At 74.8% G+C, this 16,362-nt stretch carries 16 protein-coding genes and 1 pseudogene; 9 read left to right on the forward strand and 8 right to left on the reverse strand.

The annotated features are described in order from the left end of the window. Position 1: 1 nt before the first annotated feature. The 3 genes from ABZ858_RS15240 to ABZ858_RS15250 form a co-directional block, all read right to left on the reverse strand. Positions 2 to 784: a 2-keto-4-pentenoate hydratase gene (locus ABZ858_RS15240; RefSeq protein WP_361377104.1), complete on the reverse strand. Its 783-nt coding sequence runs from the start codon at positions 782 to 784 to the stop codon at positions 2 to 4. A gap of 211 nt (positions 785 to 995) precedes the next feature. After that, the gene (locus ABZ858_RS15245) at positions 996 to 1,907 is read right to left on the reverse strand and encodes an SDR family oxidoreductase (RefSeq protein WP_361377107.1); all 912 of its coding nucleotides are present in this window, start codon (positions 1,905 to 1,907) and stop codon (positions 996 to 998) included. A 69-nt stretch (positions 1,908 to 1,976) separates the two neighbouring features. After that, positions 1,977 to 2,753: an SDR family oxidoreductase gene (locus tag ABZ858_RS15250; protein ID WP_361377110.1), complete on the reverse strand. Its 777-nt coding sequence runs from the start codon at positions 2,751 to 2,753 to the stop codon at positions 1,977 to 1,979. 79 nt (positions 2,754 to 2,832) lie between these two features. Between ABZ858_RS15250 and ABZ858_RS15255 the strand changes: the two are divergent. The 5 genes and pseudogenes from ABZ858_RS15255 to ABZ858_RS15275 all read left to right on the forward strand — a co-directional run bounded on the left by ABZ858_RS15255 (position 2,833) and on the right by ABZ858_RS15275 (position 7,446). Next, positions 2,833 to 3,665, forward strand: a pseudogene (locus ABZ858_RS15255) (enoyl-CoA hydratase family protein). Continuing rightward, positions 3,662 to 4,600: a CoA-transferase gene (locus ABZ858_RS15260; RefSeq protein ID WP_361377113.1), complete on the forward strand. Its 939-nt coding sequence runs from the start codon at positions 3,662 to 3,664 to the stop codon at positions 4,598 to 4,600. Before ABZ858_RS15255 ends, ABZ858_RS15260 begins: the two are co-directional and overlap by 4 nt. Further along, positions 4,597 to 5,367, forward strand: a complete 771-nt coding sequence (locus ABZ858_RS15265) for a CoA-transferase (RefSeq protein WP_361377117.1) — start codon at positions 4,597 to 4,599, stop codon at positions 5,365 to 5,367. Before ABZ858_RS15260 ends, ABZ858_RS15265 begins: the two co-directional genes overlap by 4 nt. Beyond that, the gene (locus ABZ858_RS15270; RefSeq protein WP_361377120.1) at positions 5,364 to 6,428 is read left to right on the forward strand and encodes a nitronate monooxygenase; all 1,065 of its coding nucleotides are present in this window, start codon (positions 5,364 to 5,366) and stop codon (positions 6,426 to 6,428) included. The genes ABZ858_RS15265 and ABZ858_RS15270 overlap by 4 nt, the downstream gene beginning before the upstream one ends. A gap of 76 nt (positions 6,429 to 6,504) precedes the next feature. Continuing rightward, positions 6,505 to 7,446, forward strand: coding sequence for a tyrosine-protein phosphatase (locus tag ABZ858_RS15275; RefSeq protein WP_361377123.1), 942 nt, complete (start codon positions 6,505 to 6,507; stop codon positions 7,444 to 7,446). A 101-nt stretch (positions 7,447 to 7,547) separates the two neighbouring features. Here the strand turns inward: ABZ858_RS15275 and ABZ858_RS15280 are convergent, their stop codons facing one another. The 5 genes from ABZ858_RS15280 to ABZ858_RS15300 are packed head-to-tail and all read right to left on the reverse strand — an operon-like array spanning position 7,548 to position 11,978. Further along, positions 7,548 to 8,150, reverse strand: coding sequence for a PadR family transcriptional regulator (locus tag ABZ858_RS15280; protein WP_361377126.1), 603 nt, complete (start codon positions 8,148 to 8,150; stop codon positions 7,548 to 7,550). A gap of 26 nt (positions 8,151 to 8,176) precedes the next feature. Then, positions 8,177 to 9,334, reverse strand: a complete 1,158-nt coding sequence (locus ABZ858_RS15285) for an acetyl-CoA C-acetyltransferase (RefSeq protein WP_361377129.1) — start codon at positions 9,332 to 9,334, stop codon at positions 8,177 to 8,179. Between the two features lie 30 nt (positions 9,335 to 9,364). Then, positions 9,365 to 9,985, reverse strand: a complete 621-nt coding sequence (locus ABZ858_RS15290) for a TetR/AcrR family transcriptional regulator (RefSeq protein ID WP_361377132.1) — start codon at positions 9,983 to 9,985, stop codon at positions 9,365 to 9,367. A gap of 14 nt (positions 9,986 to 9,999) precedes the next feature. After that, positions 10,000 to 10,815, reverse strand: coding sequence for an SDR family oxidoreductase (locus ABZ858_RS15295; protein WP_361377135.1), 816 nt, complete (start codon positions 10,813 to 10,815; stop codon positions 10,000 to 10,002). Beyond that, positions 10,812 to 11,978 carry an acyl-CoA dehydrogenase family protein gene (locus tag ABZ858_RS15300; protein ID WP_361377138.1) on the reverse strand — a complete coding sequence of 389 codons (1,167 nt, stop codon included), beginning with the start codon at positions 11,976 to 11,978 and terminating at the stop codon, positions 10,812 to 10,814. The genes ABZ858_RS15295 and ABZ858_RS15300 overlap by 4 nt, the downstream gene beginning before the upstream one ends. Before the next feature lie 46 nt (positions 11,979 to 12,024). On the opposite strand from ABZ858_RS15300, the gene ABZ858_RS15305 reads away from it, so the two are divergent. The 4 genes from ABZ858_RS15305 to ABZ858_RS15320 are packed head-to-tail and all read left to right on the forward strand — an operon-like array spanning position 12,025 to position 16,260. Continuing rightward, on the forward strand, positions 12,025 to 12,903 hold the full coding sequence (locus tag ABZ858_RS15305) for an enoyl-CoA hydratase (protein WP_361377141.1): 879 nt from the start codon (positions 12,025 to 12,027) through the stop codon (positions 12,901 to 12,903). Continuing rightward, the gene (locus tag ABZ858_RS15310) at positions 12,903 to 14,072 is read left to right on the forward strand and encodes an acyl-CoA dehydrogenase family protein (RefSeq protein ID WP_361377144.1); all 1,170 of its coding nucleotides are present in this window, start codon (positions 12,903 to 12,905) and stop codon (positions 14,070 to 14,072) included. Before ABZ858_RS15305 ends, ABZ858_RS15310 begins: the two co-directional genes overlap by 1 nt. Continuing rightward, on the forward strand, positions 14,072 to 15,193 hold the full coding sequence (locus tag ABZ858_RS15315; RefSeq protein ID WP_361377147.1) for an acyl-CoA dehydrogenase family protein: 1,122 nt from the start codon (positions 14,072 to 14,074) through the stop codon (positions 15,191 to 15,193). The genes ABZ858_RS15310 and ABZ858_RS15315 overlap by 1 nt, the downstream gene beginning before the upstream one ends. Then, positions 15,190 to 16,260, forward strand: a complete 1,071-nt coding sequence (locus tag ABZ858_RS15320) for an acyl-CoA dehydrogenase family protein (protein ID WP_361377150.1) — start codon at positions 15,190 to 15,192, stop codon at positions 16,258 to 16,260. The genes ABZ858_RS15315 and ABZ858_RS15320 overlap by 4 nt, the downstream gene beginning before the upstream one ends. Positions 16,261 to 16,362: the final 102 nt, after the last annotated feature.

Below are 16,362 nucleotides of genomic sequence, written 5' to 3' on the forward strand. Positions count from 1 at the left end.
CTCAGATGAACGAGAGACGGACCGGGCCCAGCCCGGTGAACTCGGCGGTGAAGGTGGCGCCCGCCGTCACGTCGACGGCCCGGGTGCAGGAGCCGGGCAGCACCACGTGCCCCTTCTTCAGGGGGACGCCGAAGCGGGCCACGGTCCGGGCGAGCCAGGCGACGGAGCGGGCCGGGTCGCCGAGCACGGCGTCGCCGCGGCCCTCGGCCAGGAGTTCGCCGCCGCTGGTCAGCCGCGCTTCGATGGCCTTCAGGTCCAGTTCGCGCGGGTCGCGGCCCGCTCCGGTGACGAAACCGGCGGAGGAGGCGTTGTCCGCGATGGTGTCGGCGATCGAGATCCGCCAGTCGCTGATCCGGCTGTCGATCAGTTCCAGTGCGGGCACGACGCGTTCGGTGGCGGCGAGGACGTCGGCCGTGGTGCAGTCCTCGCCGGGCAGGTCGGCGCCGAGCACGAAGCCGACCTCCACCTCGATACGCGGGCGGCAGTAGCGGGCGACGGGCACGGGCCGGTCGCCGGACAGTTCCATGTCGTCGAGCAGATGGCCGTAGTCCGGCTCGTCCACGCCCATCATCCGCTGCATGACCGGGGACGACAGGCCGACCTTGTGGCCGCGCACCCGGGCCCCGGCGTCCAGGCGGCGGCGGATGTTGGCGAGCTGGATCTCGTACGCGTCCTCGGTGCCGATACCGGGGAAGGTCTCGGTCAGCGGCGCGACGGGGGTGACGCTGTGCTCGGCGCGACGCAGCATGCGCGCCGCGTGCCGCCTTGCGGAGTCCGTGAGCATGGGGGTCCTTGGTGGGGCGTCGGGCTGTTCGGGGAGGTTAAGCGGACGCCGCCGGCGGCGGGGAGCGGGAAATCCCGCTGACCGGGAAAGGGATCCGGTCCCGGTGACCGGGAAAGGGGTCCGGTCCCGGTGACCGGGAAAGGGGTCCGGTCCCGCTGACCGGGAAAGGGCTCCCGTCCCGCTGCCGTCCTCGCGCGGCCGGCCTGCCGGGCTACCGCGTGCCGTACACCGGCTGTACGGGCTCGGCCGCCGCGAGGAGTGCCAGGGTCGCCGCGCCCGCCTCGGCCGGGGACCAGCGGGCGCCCTTGTCGGTGGTGGGGCCGGGGCGCCAGCCCTCCATGACGGTGATCCTGCCGCCCTCGGCCTCGAAGACCCGGCCGGTCACCCCGGCGCAGGCGGCGGAGCCCAGCCAGGTCACGAGCGGGGAGACGTTGTCCGGGGCCATGGCGTCGAAGCCGCCGTCCGGCGGCGCGGCCATGGTGTCCGCGAAGGTCTGGGCGGTCATCCGGGTGCGGGCGGCCGGGGCGACGGCGTTGACCTGGACGCCGTAGCGGCCCAGTTCGGCGGCGGCGACCAGGGTCAGGGCGGTGATCCCGGCCTTGGCCGCCGCGTAGTTGCCCTGGCCGACGCTGCCCAGCAGCCCGGCACCGGAGGTGGTGTTGACCACGCGGGCCACGGGCGCGCGGCCCGCCTTCGCCTCGGCCCGCCAGTGCGCGGCGGCGTGCCTCAGCGGCAGGAAGTGGCCCTTGAGGTGGACGCGCAGGACGGCGTCCCAGTCGTCCTCGTCGAGGTTGACGAGCATCCGGTCGCGCAGGAACCCAGCGTTGTTGACCAGGGTGTCCAGCCGCCCGTAGGTGTCGAGGGCAGCGGTGACGAGGGAGGCCGCGCCGGCGGAGGTGGCGATGTCGCCGCCGTGGGCGAGCGCCTCGCCGCCGCCCGCGCGGATCTCGTCCGCGACCCGCTGGGCCGGTGTGCCGGTGCCGCCCGTGCCGTCGAGGCCGACACCGAGGTCGTTGACGACGACCCGGGCGCCCTCGGCGGCGAGGGCCAGCGCGTGGGCGCGGCCCAGGCCGCGGCCCGCTCCGGTGACGACGGCGACGCGTCCGGTGCACAGTCCGGTCATGACGGGAGTCCTTTCCCAGGATTTCAGGGGATGCCGGCGGGGATGCCGGGAGAAGCGGGCATGCGGGTCTCATCCGTTGACGCCGGCCGCGTCGAGGAAGGCGGGGCGCTCGCCGCCGCCGTGGACGTGCAGGCTCGCCCCGCTGATGTAGGCGGCCCGGTCGGAGGCGAGGAAGACGCAGGCGTCGCCGATGTCGGCGGGCGCGGCGAGGCGGCCGAGCGGCACGGTGCGGCCGACGGCGGCGACGGCGTCCTCGTCGCCGTAGTGCAGGTGCGCCAGCTCGGTGCGGACCATACCGGGGACGACCGTGTTGACCCGCACCTCCGGCGCCCATTCCACGGCCATGGTCCGGGCCAGACTGTCCAGGCCGGCCTTGGCGGCGCCGTACGCCGCGGTGCCCGGCGACGGGCGGGTCCCGCTGACGCTGCCGACCATCACGATGGTCCCGCCGCCGTCCTGACGGCACATCACCTCGTACGCGGCGAGCGAGACCGTCAGGGGGACGAGCAGGTTCAGCTCGACCACCCGGGCGTGCCGCGCGGCACCGCCCTCGCCGAGCAGCCGGAAGGGGGTGCCGCCGGCGTTGTTGACGAGGGTGTCCAGGCGTCCGTGCTCCTGCCGGACCCGGTCGACGAGGGCGGCCGCCGCCGTGGGGTCGCGCAGGTCGGCGGGGAGGAAACGGGCGGTGCGGCCGGCCGCCTCGACGGGCCGGTCCGGGGGCCGCCGGGCGCAGGTCACGACGTGCGCGCCGGCCTCCAGGAAGGCCCGGGCGATGCCCGCTCCCACGCCCCGGGTTCCGCCGGTGACGACCGCCACGCGTCCGGTGAGATCGATGATCGCCGTCAAAGGACACCTCCCGCAGCGCGCGCTCCGCTGCTACCTTCTCGCCTAACAAACGTTTGGTGGAAAGGTAGCTGATCTGCTCATGGGTGTCTCCACCTCCGTCCCCGAAGCGGGCGTCGCCGTCGTCACCGTGGACTTCCCGCCGGTCAACGCGCTGCCCGTGCGGGGCTGGCACGAACTGGCCGCGGCGGTGCGTGCCGCCGGCGCCGACCCGGCGGTGCGCTGCGTGGTGCTCGCCGCCACCGGCCGCGGTTTCAACGCGGGCGTCGACATCAAGGAGTTGCGGCGCACGGCCGGGCACGAGGCCCTGGTCGGCGCCAACCGGGGCTGCTACGAGGCGTTCGCGGCCGTGTACGACTGCGCGGTCCCGGTGGTCGCGGCGGTGCACGCTTCTGCCTGGGCGGGGGTGTCGGCCTGGCCGGCAACGCGGATGCGATCGTGGCCGCCGAGGACGCCGTCTTCGGCCTGCCCGAGCTGGACCGGGGCGCGCTGGGCGCCGCCACCCATCTGGCCCGGCTGGTGCCGCAGCATCTGATGCGGGCCCTGTACTACACCTCGCGCACGGTCACCGCCGAGGAGCTGCACCGGCACGGCTCGGTGTGGCGGGTGGTCCCGCGCGAACGGCTCGACGAGGCCGCGCGGGAGCTGGCGCGGGAGATCGCCGCGAAGGACGGGACGCTGATCCGGCTGGCCAAGGCCGCGATCAACGGCATCGATCCGGTCGACGTACGGCGCAGCTACCGCTTCGAACAGGGCTTCACCTTCGAGGCCGGCCTCAGCGGCGTCGCCGGCCGCGTCCGCGACACCTTCGGCACGGAGACGGAGACGGGGACGGGGATGGGGATGGGCGCGGGCACAGGGGCAGGGACGGGGACAGGGACGGGGACAGGGACGGGACAGGAGCAGCGGGCATGAGCGGCGGCAGGCCGATGGCCGGGGACAAGACGATGACCGCCGAGGAGGTCGTCGGGCGCCTCCGCAGCGGCATGACGGTCGGCATCGGCGGCTGGGGATCGCGGCGCAAGCCGATGGCGCTGGTCCGGGCGCTGCTGCGCTCGGACGTCACCGACCTCACGGTGGTGTCGTACGGCGGCCCGGACGTGGGGCTGCTGGCCGCCGCCGGGAAGATCCGCAGGCTGGTCGCGGCCTTCGTCACCCTCGACTCCGTACCGCTGGAGCCGCACTTCCGCGCGGCCAGGGAGCGCGACGCGCTGGAGCTGACCGAGCTGGACGAGGCGATGTTCATGTGGGGGCTGACCGCCGCCGCGCACCGGCTGCCGTTCATGCCGATCAGGGCCGGTCTCGGGTCGGACGTGATGGAGGTCAACCCCGGTCTGCGCACGGTCCGTTCACCGTACGAGGACGGCGAGGAACTCGTCGCCGCGCCCGGCCTGCGCCTGGACGCGGCCCTCGTCCACCTCAACCGCGCGGACGCGCACGGCAACGCCCAGTACCTCGGGCCCGACCCCTACTTCGACGACCTGTTCTGCCAGGCCGCCGACGCCGCGTACGTCTCCTGCGAACGGATCGTGGACAGCGCCCGGCTGCTGGGGGACGCCGGCCCGCAGACCCTGCTGGTGCCGCGCGCGTTCGTGACCGGCGTGGTCGAGGCGCCGCGCGGCGCGCACTTCACCTCGTGCGTCCCCGACTACGGGCGGGACGAGGTCTTCCAGCGTGCCTACGCCCGGGCCGCCGCCGAGCCGCGGGCCTGGCGGGAGTTCACCGAACGGTTCCTGTCGGGCGACGAGGACGCGTACCAGGCCGCGGTGACGGCGTTCCACCAGGAGAACCCGGACAACCCGGAGACCCCGGCGAACCCGGCGGACCCGGAGAAGGAGGAGGCGGCATGAGCGGGACGGTCACGACGGCGGTGACCCGGGCCGAGTACTGCGTGGTGGCCTGCGCGGAGGTCTGGCGCGGCGCGGGCGAGGTGCTGGCCGCCCCGATGGGCACCGTCCCGGCGATCGGGGCCCGGCTGGCGAAGCTCACCTTCTCCCCCGGCCTGCTGCTCACCGACGGCGAGGCGCTGCTCATCGGTGACGTACCGGCGGTCGGCGCGCGGCCCGAGGTGGTGGAGGGCTGGCTGCCCTACCGGCGGCACCTGTCCCTGGTGGCCACCGGGCGGCGGCACGTGATGATGGGCGCGAGCCAGCTCGACCGGTACGGCAACCAGAACATCTCCTGCGTCGGCGACTGGCGGCGGCCCGCCCGGCAACTGCTCGGCGTGCGCGGCGCGCCCGTCAACACCCTCAACAACCCGACCGCCTACTGGGTGCCCCGGCACTCGCGGCGCGTGTTCGTGGCGAAGGCGGACATGGTGTGCGGGGTGGGCTACGACCGCGCGGCCGCCGCCGGGCCCTCCGCCACCCGCTTCCACCGCCTCACCGACGTCGTCAGCGACCTGGGCGTCTTCGACTTCGAGACCCCCGACCGGTCGATGCGGCTGCGCTCGCTGCATCCCGGGGTGAGCGTCGGGCAGGTCGTCGCGGCCACCGGGTTCCCGCTCGTGGTCCCGGACGAGGTGCCGTACACCCGGGCGCCCGCCGCCGAGGAGCTGCGGCTGATCCGCGAGGTACTCGATCCGGCGGCGCTGCGCGAGGGCGAGGTGCCGGCGTGACCGGCCGCGCGCTCAGCACGCCGCTCACCGAGCTGACCGGGGTGCGGTACCCGATCGTGCAGACCGGTATGGGCTGGGTGGCCGGGCCCCGGCTGGTCTCGGCCACCGCCGAGGCCGGCGCTCTCGGGATCCTGGCCTCCGCCACCCTGCCCGTGGACCGGCTCCGGGCCGCCGTGCGCGAGGTCAGGTCCCGTACCGACGCGCCCTTCGGCGTCAATCTGCGGGCGGACGCCTCGGACGCGGCCGAGCGCGTGCGGATCATCGTCGAGGAGGGCGTCCGGGTGGCCTCGTTCGCGCTGGCGCCCTCGCGGGAGCTGATCGCCCGGCTCAAGGACGCCGGAGTGGTCGTCATCCCGTCCGTCGGCGCCCGGCGCCACGCCGAGAAGGTCGCCCAGTGGGGCGCCGACGCCGTGCTGGTGCAGGGCGGCGAGGGCGGCGGCCATACCGGGGACACCGCCACCACTGTGCTGCTCCCCCAGGTCGTCGACGCGGTCGGCATCCCGGTCGTGGCGGCCGGCGGCTTCCACGACGGCCGCGGCCTGGTCGCCGCGCTCGCCCACGGCGCCGCCGGCATCGCCATGGGCACCCGCTTCCTGCTCACCTCCGACAGCCCCGTCCCCGACGCGGTCAAGGCGCGGTACCTGGCGGCCACCGTCAAGGACGTCACCCTCACCACGAAGGTCGACGGGCTCCCCCACCGGATGCTGCGCAGCGATCTGGTCGACGCCCTCGAACGCTCCGGCCGCGTCGGCGCCCTGCTGCGCGCGGTGCGGCACGCGGCGGCCTTCCGGCGCGAGACGGGCATGAGCTGGCCGCGGATGGTCCGCGACGGCCTCGCCATGCGGCACGGCGGGGAACTGACCTGGAGCCAGGTCCTGCTGGCCGCCAACACCCCCATGCTGCTGCGGGCCTCCATGGTCGAGGGCCGCACCGACCTCGGGGTGATGGCCTCCGGGCAGGTCGCCGGGATCATCGACGACCTGCCGTCCTGCGCCGAACTCGTCGACCGGATCATGACGCAGGCCCGCGCCACCCTGCGCGCCCTGCCCCCGGCCGACTGACCCGCCCCTTCCCCACCGCACCCCCTCCCCCCGCTCCAGTCCAGGGACCCTTCCCTCTCCCCGTGGAGTTGATCCGATGCGCGCTTCCCGCTTGTCCCGGCCGGCCGGGCTGATGCTCTCCCTGGCGGCCCTCGGCTGCCTGCCCGCCCTCCCGGCACCACCCGCCGACGCCCTGCCCGGGGCCCGGCCCCCCGCCACCGCCGCGTACGGCACCGGGAGCGCCGGTTCCGTCCGCTCCCTCGCCCTCCAGGGCGCGGTCAACGTCCGCGACCTCGGCGGCTACCGCACCGCGGGGGGCGGCCGGGTCCGCTACGGACAGGTCTTCCGCGCCGACGCCCTGAGCCGGCTGACCGACGCGGACGTGGTGGAACTGTCCCGGCTCGGGCTGCGGACCGTCGTCGACTTCCGGGTCCCGGAGGAGGTCAGGGGCGACGGCGCCGACCGGCTGCCGGCGGGCCTGGCCGTGACCTCCCGTCCGGTGCACGACCTCGGGCTGTACACGACGACGACGGAGGTCATCGCCTCCGAGGACCCGGTGGCGCAGCGCCGCACGCTCGGCGGCGGCCGGGCGGAGCGGCTGATGCGGTCCGTCTACCGGTCCTTCGTCACCGACCCGGACGACCGCCGCCGCTTCGCCGAGACCCTCCGGGACATCGCGGACCGGCGCGAGACCCCGCTGCTCTTGCACTGCACCTCCGGCAAGGACCGCACCGGCTGGCTGAGCTATGTGCTGCTGCGGGCCGGCGGGGTCCCGGCCGCCACCGCCGAGCGGGACTACCTGCTCTCCAACGGCTTCCGCGCGGCGGCCGACCGCCGGACCCGCGAGCAGCTCGGAGAGTCCGGCCTGATGCGCGATCCGGACCTGCTGATCCCGCTGCAGGAGGTCCGCGCCGGCTATCTCGAAGCGGCCCTCGACCAGGCCGGCCGGGACTACGGCGGCCTGCACGGCTACCTCACCCGGGGGCTCGGCCTGGACAACCGGACCCTGGCCGCGCTGCGGGCGCGGCTGGTGGGGTGACGGGCGGTCGTGTCCACTCGGCTGCCCGGCCGGTCAGGTCCACGCGGCCGCCCAGACGGTAGGTCCACTCGGCCCGCCCCGGCGGGCCGTGGCCGGGAGCCCTACGCCTGGCGGCGGTGAAGCTCCTCGATGTCGGCCAGCATCGCGTCGGCGAGGTCCCGTTCGGCGGCGTAGTAGCGCTCGGCCCACTTGAGGGTGAGCGCGGGATAGGCCCACGCCTCCTCGTCGCCCGCGCCCTCGACGTCGGCCCGGGCGCGCCGCCGCATGGTCTCCGCGTACTCCCGGTGCCGGCCGAGCACCTCGCGCATCTGCTCGGGCTCCAGCAGGTGCCCGAGCCACAGCCGCAGCATGACGCCGTGCTTGAGGACCGGCGGTTCCACCGGCGCCTCGCGCGCCCAGGTGCGGACCGCGTCCAGGCCCTCGGCGGTGATCCGGTAGACGCGCTTGTCGCGGTTGCCGGTCTCCTGGGCGACCATCCGGGAGGTGGCGTACCCGGCCTTCTCCAGCCGCTTCAGCTCGCCGTAGATCTGGCTGAAGGACGGACTCCAGTAGAAGAACCGCAGCGACCAGTCGGCCCACTTCTTCAGGTCGTAACCGGACAGCTCCTCACCGAAGGAGAGCAGTCCCAGCACCGCCCAGCTGGTCGCCGGGAGCGCCGGCCGCTCGTCGCCGGTCCTCGTGCCACTCGTCCTGTGCTCAGCCACACGCGCAGTCTACGGAGCGGGGCGGGTCAGAGGCGTTCGATGATGGTGACATTGGCCTGGCCGCCGCCCTCGCACATGGTCTGGAGGCCGAACCGGCCGCCGGTGCGCTCCAGTTCGTGCAGCAGCGTGGCCGTCAGCTTGGTGCCGGTCGCGCCCAGCGGGTGGCCGAGGGCGATGGCGCCGCCGTTGACGTTGACCTTGGCGGGGTCGGCGCCGGTCTCCTTGAGCCAGGCCAGGACGACGGAGGCGAACGCCTCGTTGATCTCGATCAGGTCGATGTCGTCGAGGGACATCCCCGTCTTCTTCAGGGCGTAGGCGGTGGCCGGGATCGGGGCGGACAGCATCCGGATCGGGTCCTCGCCGCGCACCGAGAGGTGGTGCACGCGGGCGCGCGGGGTGAGCCCGTGCTCGCGCACCGCGTGCTCGGAGGCGAGCAGGACGGCGGAGGCGCCGTCGGATATCTGCGAGGCGACCGCCGCCGTGAGCCGGCCGCCCTCGGTGAGCGGCCGGAGGGCGGCCATCTTCGCCGGGCTCGTGTCCCGGCGCGGCCCCTCGTCCGCGGTCACGTCCCCGTACGCGACGGTCTCGCGGTCGAAGCGGCCCTCGTCGAGGGCGCGGACGGCCCGCCGGTGCGAGCGCAGCGCGAACTCCTCCATCTGCTCGCGGGTGATGCCCCACTGCTCGGCGATGAGTTCGGCGCCGTGGAACTGGTCGACGGGCTGGTCGCCGTAGCGGGCGCGCCAGCCCGCGGAGCCGGCGTAGGGGCCCTCGGTCAGTCCGAGCGGCTCGGCCGCCTGGCGGCCGGCGAAGGCGATCGGGATCTGCGACATGCTCTGTGTGCCGCCCGCGACCACCAGGTCCTGGGTGCCCGACAGGACGCCCTGGGCGGCGAAGTGCAGGGCCTGCTGGGACGATCCGCACTGCCGGTCCACGGTCACGCCGGGCACCTCCTGCGGCAGCCCGGCCGCCAGCCAGCAGGTGCGGGCGATGTCGCCGGCCTGCGGGCCCACGGTGTCCAGGCAGCCGAACACGACGTCCTCCACGGCGGCCGGGTCGACGCCGGAGCGGGCCATCAGCTCCTTGAGCACCTGGGCGCCCAGGTCGGCCGGGTGGACGGCGGACAGGCCGCCCCCACGGCGGCCGACCGGGGTGCGGACCGCGTCGACGATGTATGCCTCGGCCATGGCTGCTGCTCCTTGTGTGAGGTCTGCGGGTCAGGTCCGTACGGCGATGCCCTCCAGCACCATCGACAGGTACTGGCGGGCGATCTCCTCCGGGCTGTGCTGTCCGCCCGGCCGGTACCAGGAGGCGGCGACCCAGACGGTGTCGCGCACGAACCGGTAGGTGAGCCGTACGTCCAGGTCGGCGCGGAAGGTCCCGGCGGCCACGCCGCGCTCCAGCGTCCCCAGCCAGGCCCTCTCGAACCTGCGCTGGGAGTCGGCGAGATAGGCGAAGCGCGGCTGGCTCTGCAGGTGCTTGGACTCCTTCTGGTAGATGGCGACGGCGGCGCGGTGCCGGTCGATCTCCCGGAAGGACTCGGTGACGAGGGCCTCGATGGTCTCCCGCGGTCCCAGCCCGGCGGCCAGCACGGCGTCGTACCGTCCCCAGAGTTCGTCCAGGAAGGTGGAGAGGATCTCGTCGAGCATCGACTCCTTGGAGTCGAAGTGGTAGTAGAGGCTGCCCGCGAGCATGCCCGCCTCGTCCGCGATCCTGCGGACGGTGGTGGCGTTGTAGCCCTGGGCCGCGAACACCTCGGCGGCGGTGGCCAGGATCTCCTCGCGCCGCTCGGGCGAGGGCGCGGTCGCGTTCTTCTTGCTCCTGCTGACTTTTGGCACCCGTCCATCCTCGCTCAGGCGCGCTGGCTGCTGACGGACAGGACCTCGCCCGTCAGGTACGAGGAGTAGCCGCTGGCGAGGAAGACGATCACGTTGGCCACCTCCCACGGCTCGGCGTGGCGGCCGAACGCCTCCCGGGCGGCCAGCTCGGCCAGCAGTTCGGGCGTGGTGACCTTGGCCAGGTGCGGGTGCATGGCGAGGCTGGGCGAGACGGCGTTGACCCGCACCCCGTACGCGGCGGCCTCCAGGGCGGCGCAGCGGGTGAGCGCCATCACCCCGGCCTTGGCGGCGGCGTAGTGGGCCTGCCCTTTCTGGGCGCGCCAGCCGATCACCGAGGCGTTGTTGACGATCACCCCGCCGCTCCCGGCGGCTTTCATCCGGCGCAGCGCGGCGCGGGTGCAGCGGAAGGTGCCGCCCAGGGTGACGTCGAGGACCGCGTCCCACTGTTCGTCGCTCATGGCGGTCAGGTCGGCGGTGCCGCCGAGGCCGGCGTTGTTGACCACGACGTCCAGCCGGCCATGCTGCTCCACGGCGAGGTCGAACAGCGCGCCGATCTGGCGTTCGTCGGTGACGTCGCAGGGCAGGGCCAGGACGCGGGCGGCGCCGAACTCGTCGGCGAGCCGGTCCCGTACCTCGCGCAGCCGGCGGGCGTGGGCGTCGGAGAGGACGACGTCGGCGCCTTCTTCGAGCAGCCGCCGGGCGGTGGCGCCGCCGATGCCGGCGCCCGCGGCGGCGGTGACGACGGCGGTACGGCCTTGCAGCAGGCGGTGGCCGGGGACGTAGTCGGGGGCCGTGCTCGCGGGCGGGGTCGCCGGGGGCGGGACGGTCACGGGCGGGGCTCCTTCGGGAGGCCGAGCACCCGCTCGGCGATGACGGTCCGCTGGATCTCGTTGGAGCCGGCGTAGAGGGTGTCGGCGCGGGAGAAGAGGAACAGCCGCTGCCAGTCGTCGAGGTCGTAGGGCGCACCGGCGGCGAGCAGGCCGTCGGCGCCGCACACGTCCATGGCGAGTTCGCCCAGTTCCCGGTGCCAGGTGGCCCAGTAGATCTTCCCGATGGACGCCTCCGGGCCGGGCGCTCCGGCGGCGGCGCCCTCCAGCATGCGCAGCGCGTTGAACCGGACGGTCTCCAGGCCGGTCCAGGCGCGGGCGAGCCGGTCGCGGATCAGCGGGTCGGCGGCGGCGCCGTTGCGGCGGGCCAGGGCGATGAGGGCCTCCAGTTCGCGGCGGAAGCCGACCTGCTGGCCGAGGGTGGACACCCCGCGTTCGAAGCCGAGGGTGGCCATCGCGACCCGCCAGCCCTCGCCCGGCGCGCCGACGAGATGCGAGGCGTGGGTGCGGGCCCGGTCGAAGAAGACCTCGTTGAACTCGGAGGTGCCGGTCAGCTGGGTGACGGGGCGGACCTCCACGCCGGGCTGGTCCAGCGGGACCAGCAGGTACGACAGTCCCCGGTGGCGGGTGCCGGACGGCTCGGTGCGCGCGAGGACGAAGCACCAGTCGGCCTGGAGCGCCAGTGAGGTCCACACCTTCTGCCCGGTGACCGTCCACGCGTCGCCGTCGCGCACCGCGCGGGTGCGCACGTTCGCCAGGTCCGATCCGGCCTCCGGCTCGCTGTACCCCTGGCACCACAGCTCCCGCACGGCGCGGATCGGCGGCAGGAAGCGGGCACGCTGCTCGGGTGTCCCGAAGGCCATCAGGGTGGGGCCGAGCAGTTGCTCGCCGATGTGGTTGACCCGGGCGGGGGCCTCCGCGAGGGCGTACTCCTCGTGGAAGGCGACCTGCTGTTCGAGGGTGGCGCCCCGGCCGCCGTGCTCCTCGGGCCAGCCCACGCAGGTCCAGCCGTGCGCGGCCATGTGCCGCTCCCAGGCGAGCCGTTCGGCGAACGCCTCGTGTTCGCGGCCCGGCCCGCCGCGGCCGCGCAGGCCCGCGAACTCACCGGTCAGGTGGGCCCGCAGCCAGCCGCGGACCTCGGTACGGAACTCCTCGACGCCGGTCATGGCCGTACGTTAACCTACCAAACACTTGTTAGGGAAGGAGGGGCGGATGCCCGCTGCCCACGACCAGCCGGACGAGCGCCCGCAGCCGCAGGACGGTCCCGTGCGCTACCACCGGCGGGGCCCGGTCGCCACCGTCACCATGGACCGGCCCGAGTACCGCAACGCCCAGAACTCCGCGATGACCTACGCCCTGGACCGGGCCTTCTACCGCGCCGCGGCCGACGACAGCGTCAAGGTCGTCGTCCTGGCCGGCGCCGGGGAGCACTTCTCGGCCGGACACGACATCGGCACCCCGCGGCGCGACGCCCACCTGTCCTTCGAGCGGACGGCCGGACTGTGGTGGGACCACTCGGACAAGCAAGGCGCCGAGAGCCGTTACGCCCGCGAGTCCGAGGTCTATCTCGGCATGTGCCGCCGCTGGCGCGAACTGCCCAAGCCCGTCATCGCCTCGGTGCAGGGCGCGTGCGTGGCGGGCGGCCTCATGCTGGCCTGGGTGTGCGATCTGATCGTCGCCTCCGAGGACGCCTTCTTCGCCGACCCGGTGGTCCGCATGGGCATCCCCGGCGTGGAGTACTTCGCGCATCCCTGGGTGATGCCGCCGCGCATCGCCAAGGAGTTCCTCTACACCGGCGACCGGATGACCGCCCGCCGCGCCCACGAGGTGGGCATGGTCAACCGGGTGGTCCCACGTGCCGAACTCGCGCTGCACACCATGGAGTTGGCGGAGCGGATCGCCGTAATGCCCCGAATGGGCCTGGCCCTGGCCAAGCGTGCCGTCAACCAGGCCGAGGACCTCCAGGGCCTGCACAGCGGCCTGGACTCGGTCTTCGGGCTGCACCACCTGGCGCACGCGCACAACGCCGAGACCGCCGCCGACCCGCTCGGCGGCATGGACGTCCGCGCCATGAAGGAGGACTCCGCCTGATGGACCTCGACTTCACCCCCGGCCAGGACGCCTTCCGCGCCGAGGCCCGCGACTGGCTGGCCGCCCACGTCCCACCGGTGCCGCTGCCGTCCCTGGAGACGGCCGAGGGCTTCGCCGCCCACCGCGCGTGGGAACGCACACTGTCCGCCGGCCGCTGGTCGGCGGTCTCCTGGCCGACGGAGTACGGCGGCCGGGACAGCTCGCTGCTGGAGTGGCTGATCTTCGAGGAGGAGTACTACGCGGCGGGCGCGCCCGGCCGGGTCGGCCAGAACGGCATCAGCCTGCTCGCCCCCACCCTCTTCGAGCACGGCACGCACGAGCAGCGCGCCCGCGTCCTGCCGCCCATGGCCGCCGGCGAGGTGATCTGGGCGCAGGCCTGGTCCGAGCCGGAGTCGGGCTCCGACCTCGCCTCCCTGCGTTCCACGGCCGAACGCACCGCGGGCGGGTGGCTGCTCAGCGGGCAGAAGACCTGGTCGTCACGGGCCGCCTTCGCCGACCGCGCCTTCGGCCTCTTCCGCAGCGACCGGGACGCGGACCGGCCGCACCGGGGCCTGACGTACGTGATGTTCCCGCTGGACGCCGAGGGCGTGACCGTACGGCCCATCGGCCGCCTCGACGGCAAGCCCGCCTTCGCCGAACTCTTCCTCGACGGCGTCTTCGTGCCCGACGAGGACGTCATCGGCGAGCCCGGCCAGGGCTGGCGGGTCGCGATGAGCACGGCAGGCAACGAGCGGGGGCTGACCCTGCGCAGCCCCGGCCGGTTCACCGCCGCCGCCGGGCGGCTCGCCACCCTGTGGCGCTCGGCCGCGGACCCCGCCGACACCGCCCTGCGCGACCGGGTCGCCGACGCGGTCATCGGGGCCCGCGCGTACCAGCTCTTCGCGTACGCCGGGGCGGCGCGGATCGCGGCGGGGCGGGCGATCGGCGCCGAGTCCAGCCTCAACAAGGTCTTCTGGTCCGAGCTGGACCTCGCCCTGCACGAGACCGCCCTCGATCTGCTCGGCCCGCTGGGCGAGTTGTCCGACGAGGCCGCCGACGCGCCGGAGCACGGCCGCTGGGCCGAGGGCCACACCTTCTCGCTCGCCGGTCCCCTCTACGCCGGCACCAACGAGATCCAGCGGGACATCATCGCCGAGCGGCTGCTCGGCCTGCCGAAGGGACGCCGGTGATGCGCTTCCTGCCCGACCTCGAACAGCGCGACTTCGCCCGCTCGCTGGACGCCCTGCTGACGGCGGCCGGCACCCCCGCCCTCGTCCGGGCCTGGGCCGCCGGGGACACCGCGCCGGGCCGCGCGCTGTGGACGCGGCTGGCCGCGGCCGGTGTCTTCGCGCTCGCGGTGCCGGAGCGGCACGGGGGCGCCGGGCTCCGGCCGGCCGAACTGGCCGTCGCCTTCACCGAGCTGGGCCGCCACGCCGTGCCCGGCCCGCTGGTGGAGACGGTCGCCGCGGCGGCCTTCCTGGACCGGCTGGGCGACGGGGTGACGGCGGCCGCGTGGCTGCCGGCGATCGCGTCCGGCACGGCCGCCGTCTCCTTCGCCGTGCTCTCCCCCGGCGGCCCTTACGCCCTGGACGCGGACACGGCCGACGCCGTGTTCGCCGTCGACGGGGACACCGTGCGCCTGGCGGAGTCGGCGGGCGCCGTCCAGCCCTCCGCCGACCCGGCCCGCAGACTCGCCCGGCCGCTCGGCGGGACCGTCCTGGCCCAGGGCCCGGCGGTGCGCGCCGCGGCGGCGCACGCCACGCGTGTCGCCCGGCTGGCCACCGCCGCGCAGTCGCTCGGGCTGGGCCGCGCCCTGCTGGCGCACACCGTCGAACACGCCCGGCGGCGTACCCAGTTCGGGGTGGCGATCGGCTCGTTCCAGGCGGTCAAGCACCGGCTGGCCGACGCCCTGATCGCCCTGGAGTTCGCACAGCCACTGGTCCACTCCGCCGCCCTTGCCCTGGCCGGCGGCGATCCGTGCGCGGACGGCCTGTCCACGGACGGTTTGTCCGCCGACGATCTGTCCGTCGGCGATCTGTCCGCCGACCGCGAGATCGCGGCGGCGAAGGTCGCGGCGGGCGAGGCCGCCCACGCCACCGCGCTGACGGCCCTGCACCTGCACGGCGCCCTCGGTTACACCGACGAACTCGACCTCTCCCTGTGGGTCCGCAAGGCGCGGCCGCTGCGCGACGCGTGGGGCACTCCGTCCGTATGCCGGGCACGGGTCCTCGCGAGCACCGGGATCGGGGCCGGAATCGAGGCCGGGGCCGGGGGCGCGTCCCCGGTCGCCGGGAAGGGGGCGTCCGCGTGAGGCTGTCCGAGGAGCAGCGGGAGTTGCGGTCCGCCGTGCGCTCCCTGCTCGACCACCACCGGGACGCGAGCGCCTGGCGGCCGCTGACCGGGCAGGTCGGCGCCGCCGGGCTCGGCATACCCGAGGAGTACGCGGGGGCGGGCTGCGGGGCGGTGGAGGTGCAGGTGGTGATGGAGGAGCTGGGGCGGGTGCTGAGTCCCGTCCCGTACCTGGGTTCGGCCGTGGTGGCGGCGCAGGCGCTGCTCGCCTCCGGCGACGGCGCGGCCTGCGCGCGGCTGCTGCCCGGTATCGCCGACGGGACCGCCGTGGCCACGCTGGCCTGGGCGGAAGCGGGCTCGTGGGACCCCGCCGCGATCCGCTGCACCGCCGTACCGGGTCCCGCCGCTGGCTGGCGGCTGCACGGCGTCAAGCAGTACGTGCTCGACGGCGCCGAAGCGGGGGTGCTCCTCGTGGCCGCCCGCACCGGCAGCGGCGTCGGCCTCTTCGAGGTGGCCCCGGACGACCCGGGGGTGCGCGGCGAGCCGTGCGTGACCATGGACGGGACACGCGCGCTGGCGCGGCTCGGCTTCGAGGGCGCCGAGGGGCGGCTGATCGGGGCCGAGGGGGACGGCGACCGGGTGCTGTCCCGCGTCCTGGACCTCGGGTGCGCGGCCCTGGCCGCGGAACAGGTGGGGGCGGCCGGGCGGTGCCTCGAACTCACCGTCGCGTATGCCGCGCAGCGCGTGCAGTTCGGCCGGCCCATCGGTTCCTTCCAGGCCGTCAAGCACCGCCTGGCCGACGCCTATGTCCTCGTGGAGGCGGCCCGCTCGGCGGCCCTGGGCGCGGCCTTCGCGGCGGCTTCGGGAGCGCCCGCGTCCAGCCGGTACGCCGCCGCCGCCAAGTCCGCCTGTTCGGAGGCGTTCTCGGCGGTGGCGGGCGAGATGATCCAGCTGCACGGCGGGATCGGCATCACCTGGGAGCACGACGCCCACCGCTACTTCAAGCGCGCGCACGGCTCCGCCCAGCTCTTCGGCACCCCGGCCTGGCACCGGCGCCGGCTCGCCGCCGAGCTGGGGCTGACCTCGTGAGGCCGGGTCAGGTGGTGGGGAGGGTGTCGCCCTGGACGGCCTGGATGTCGAGTTCGACCTTGAGGGTGGTGCCGATGGCGGCGATACCGGCCTGGAGGACCT

The sequence above is a fragment of the Streptomyces sp. NPDC047017 genome, assembly GCF_040644175.1.
Classification (GTDB): Bacteria; Actinomycetota; Actinomycetes; order Streptomycetales; family Streptomycetaceae; genus Streptomyces.

Bases quoted from the DNA above. Each gene is read 5' to 3' on its own strand.
- ABZ858_RS15240 (WP_361377104.1), bottom strand. From the start codon at position 784: ATGCTCACGGACTCCGCAAGGCGGCACGCGGCGCGCATGCTGCGTCGC.
- ABZ858_RS15245 (WP_361377107.1), bottom strand. From the start codon at position 1,907: ATGACCGGACTGTGCACCGGACGCGTCGCCGTCGTCACCGGAGCGGGC.
- ABZ858_RS15260 (WP_361377113.1), top strand. From the start codon at position 3,662: ATGAGCGGCGGCAGGCCGATGGCCGGGGACAAGACGATGACCGCCGAG.
- ABZ858_RS15265 (WP_361377117.1), top strand. From the start codon at position 4,597: ATGAGCGGGACGGTCACGACGGCGGTGACCCGGGCCGAGTACTGCGTG.
- ABZ858_RS15275 (WP_361377123.1), top strand. From the start codon at position 6,505: ATGCGCGCTTCCCGCTTGTCCCGGCCGGCCGGGCTGATGCTCTCCCTG.
- ABZ858_RS15285 (WP_361377129.1), bottom strand. From the start codon at position 9,334: ATGGCCGAGGCATACATCGTCGACGCGGTCCGCACCCCGGTCGGCCGC.
- ABZ858_RS15300 (WP_361377138.1), bottom strand. From the start codon at position 11,978: ATGACCGGCGTCGAGGAGTTCCGTACCGAGGTCCGCGGCTGGCTGCGG.
- ABZ858_RS15305 (WP_361377141.1), top strand. From the start codon at position 12,025: ATGCCCGCTGCCCACGACCAGCCGGACGAGCGCCCGCAGCCGCAGGAC.
- ABZ858_RS15310 (WP_361377144.1), top strand. From the start codon at position 12,903: ATGGACCTCGACTTCACCCCCGGCCAGGACGCCTTCCGCGCCGAGGCC.
- ABZ858_RS15315 (WP_361377147.1), top strand. From the start codon at position 14,072: ATGCGCTTCCTGCCCGACCTCGAACAGCGCGACTTCGCCCGCTCGCTG.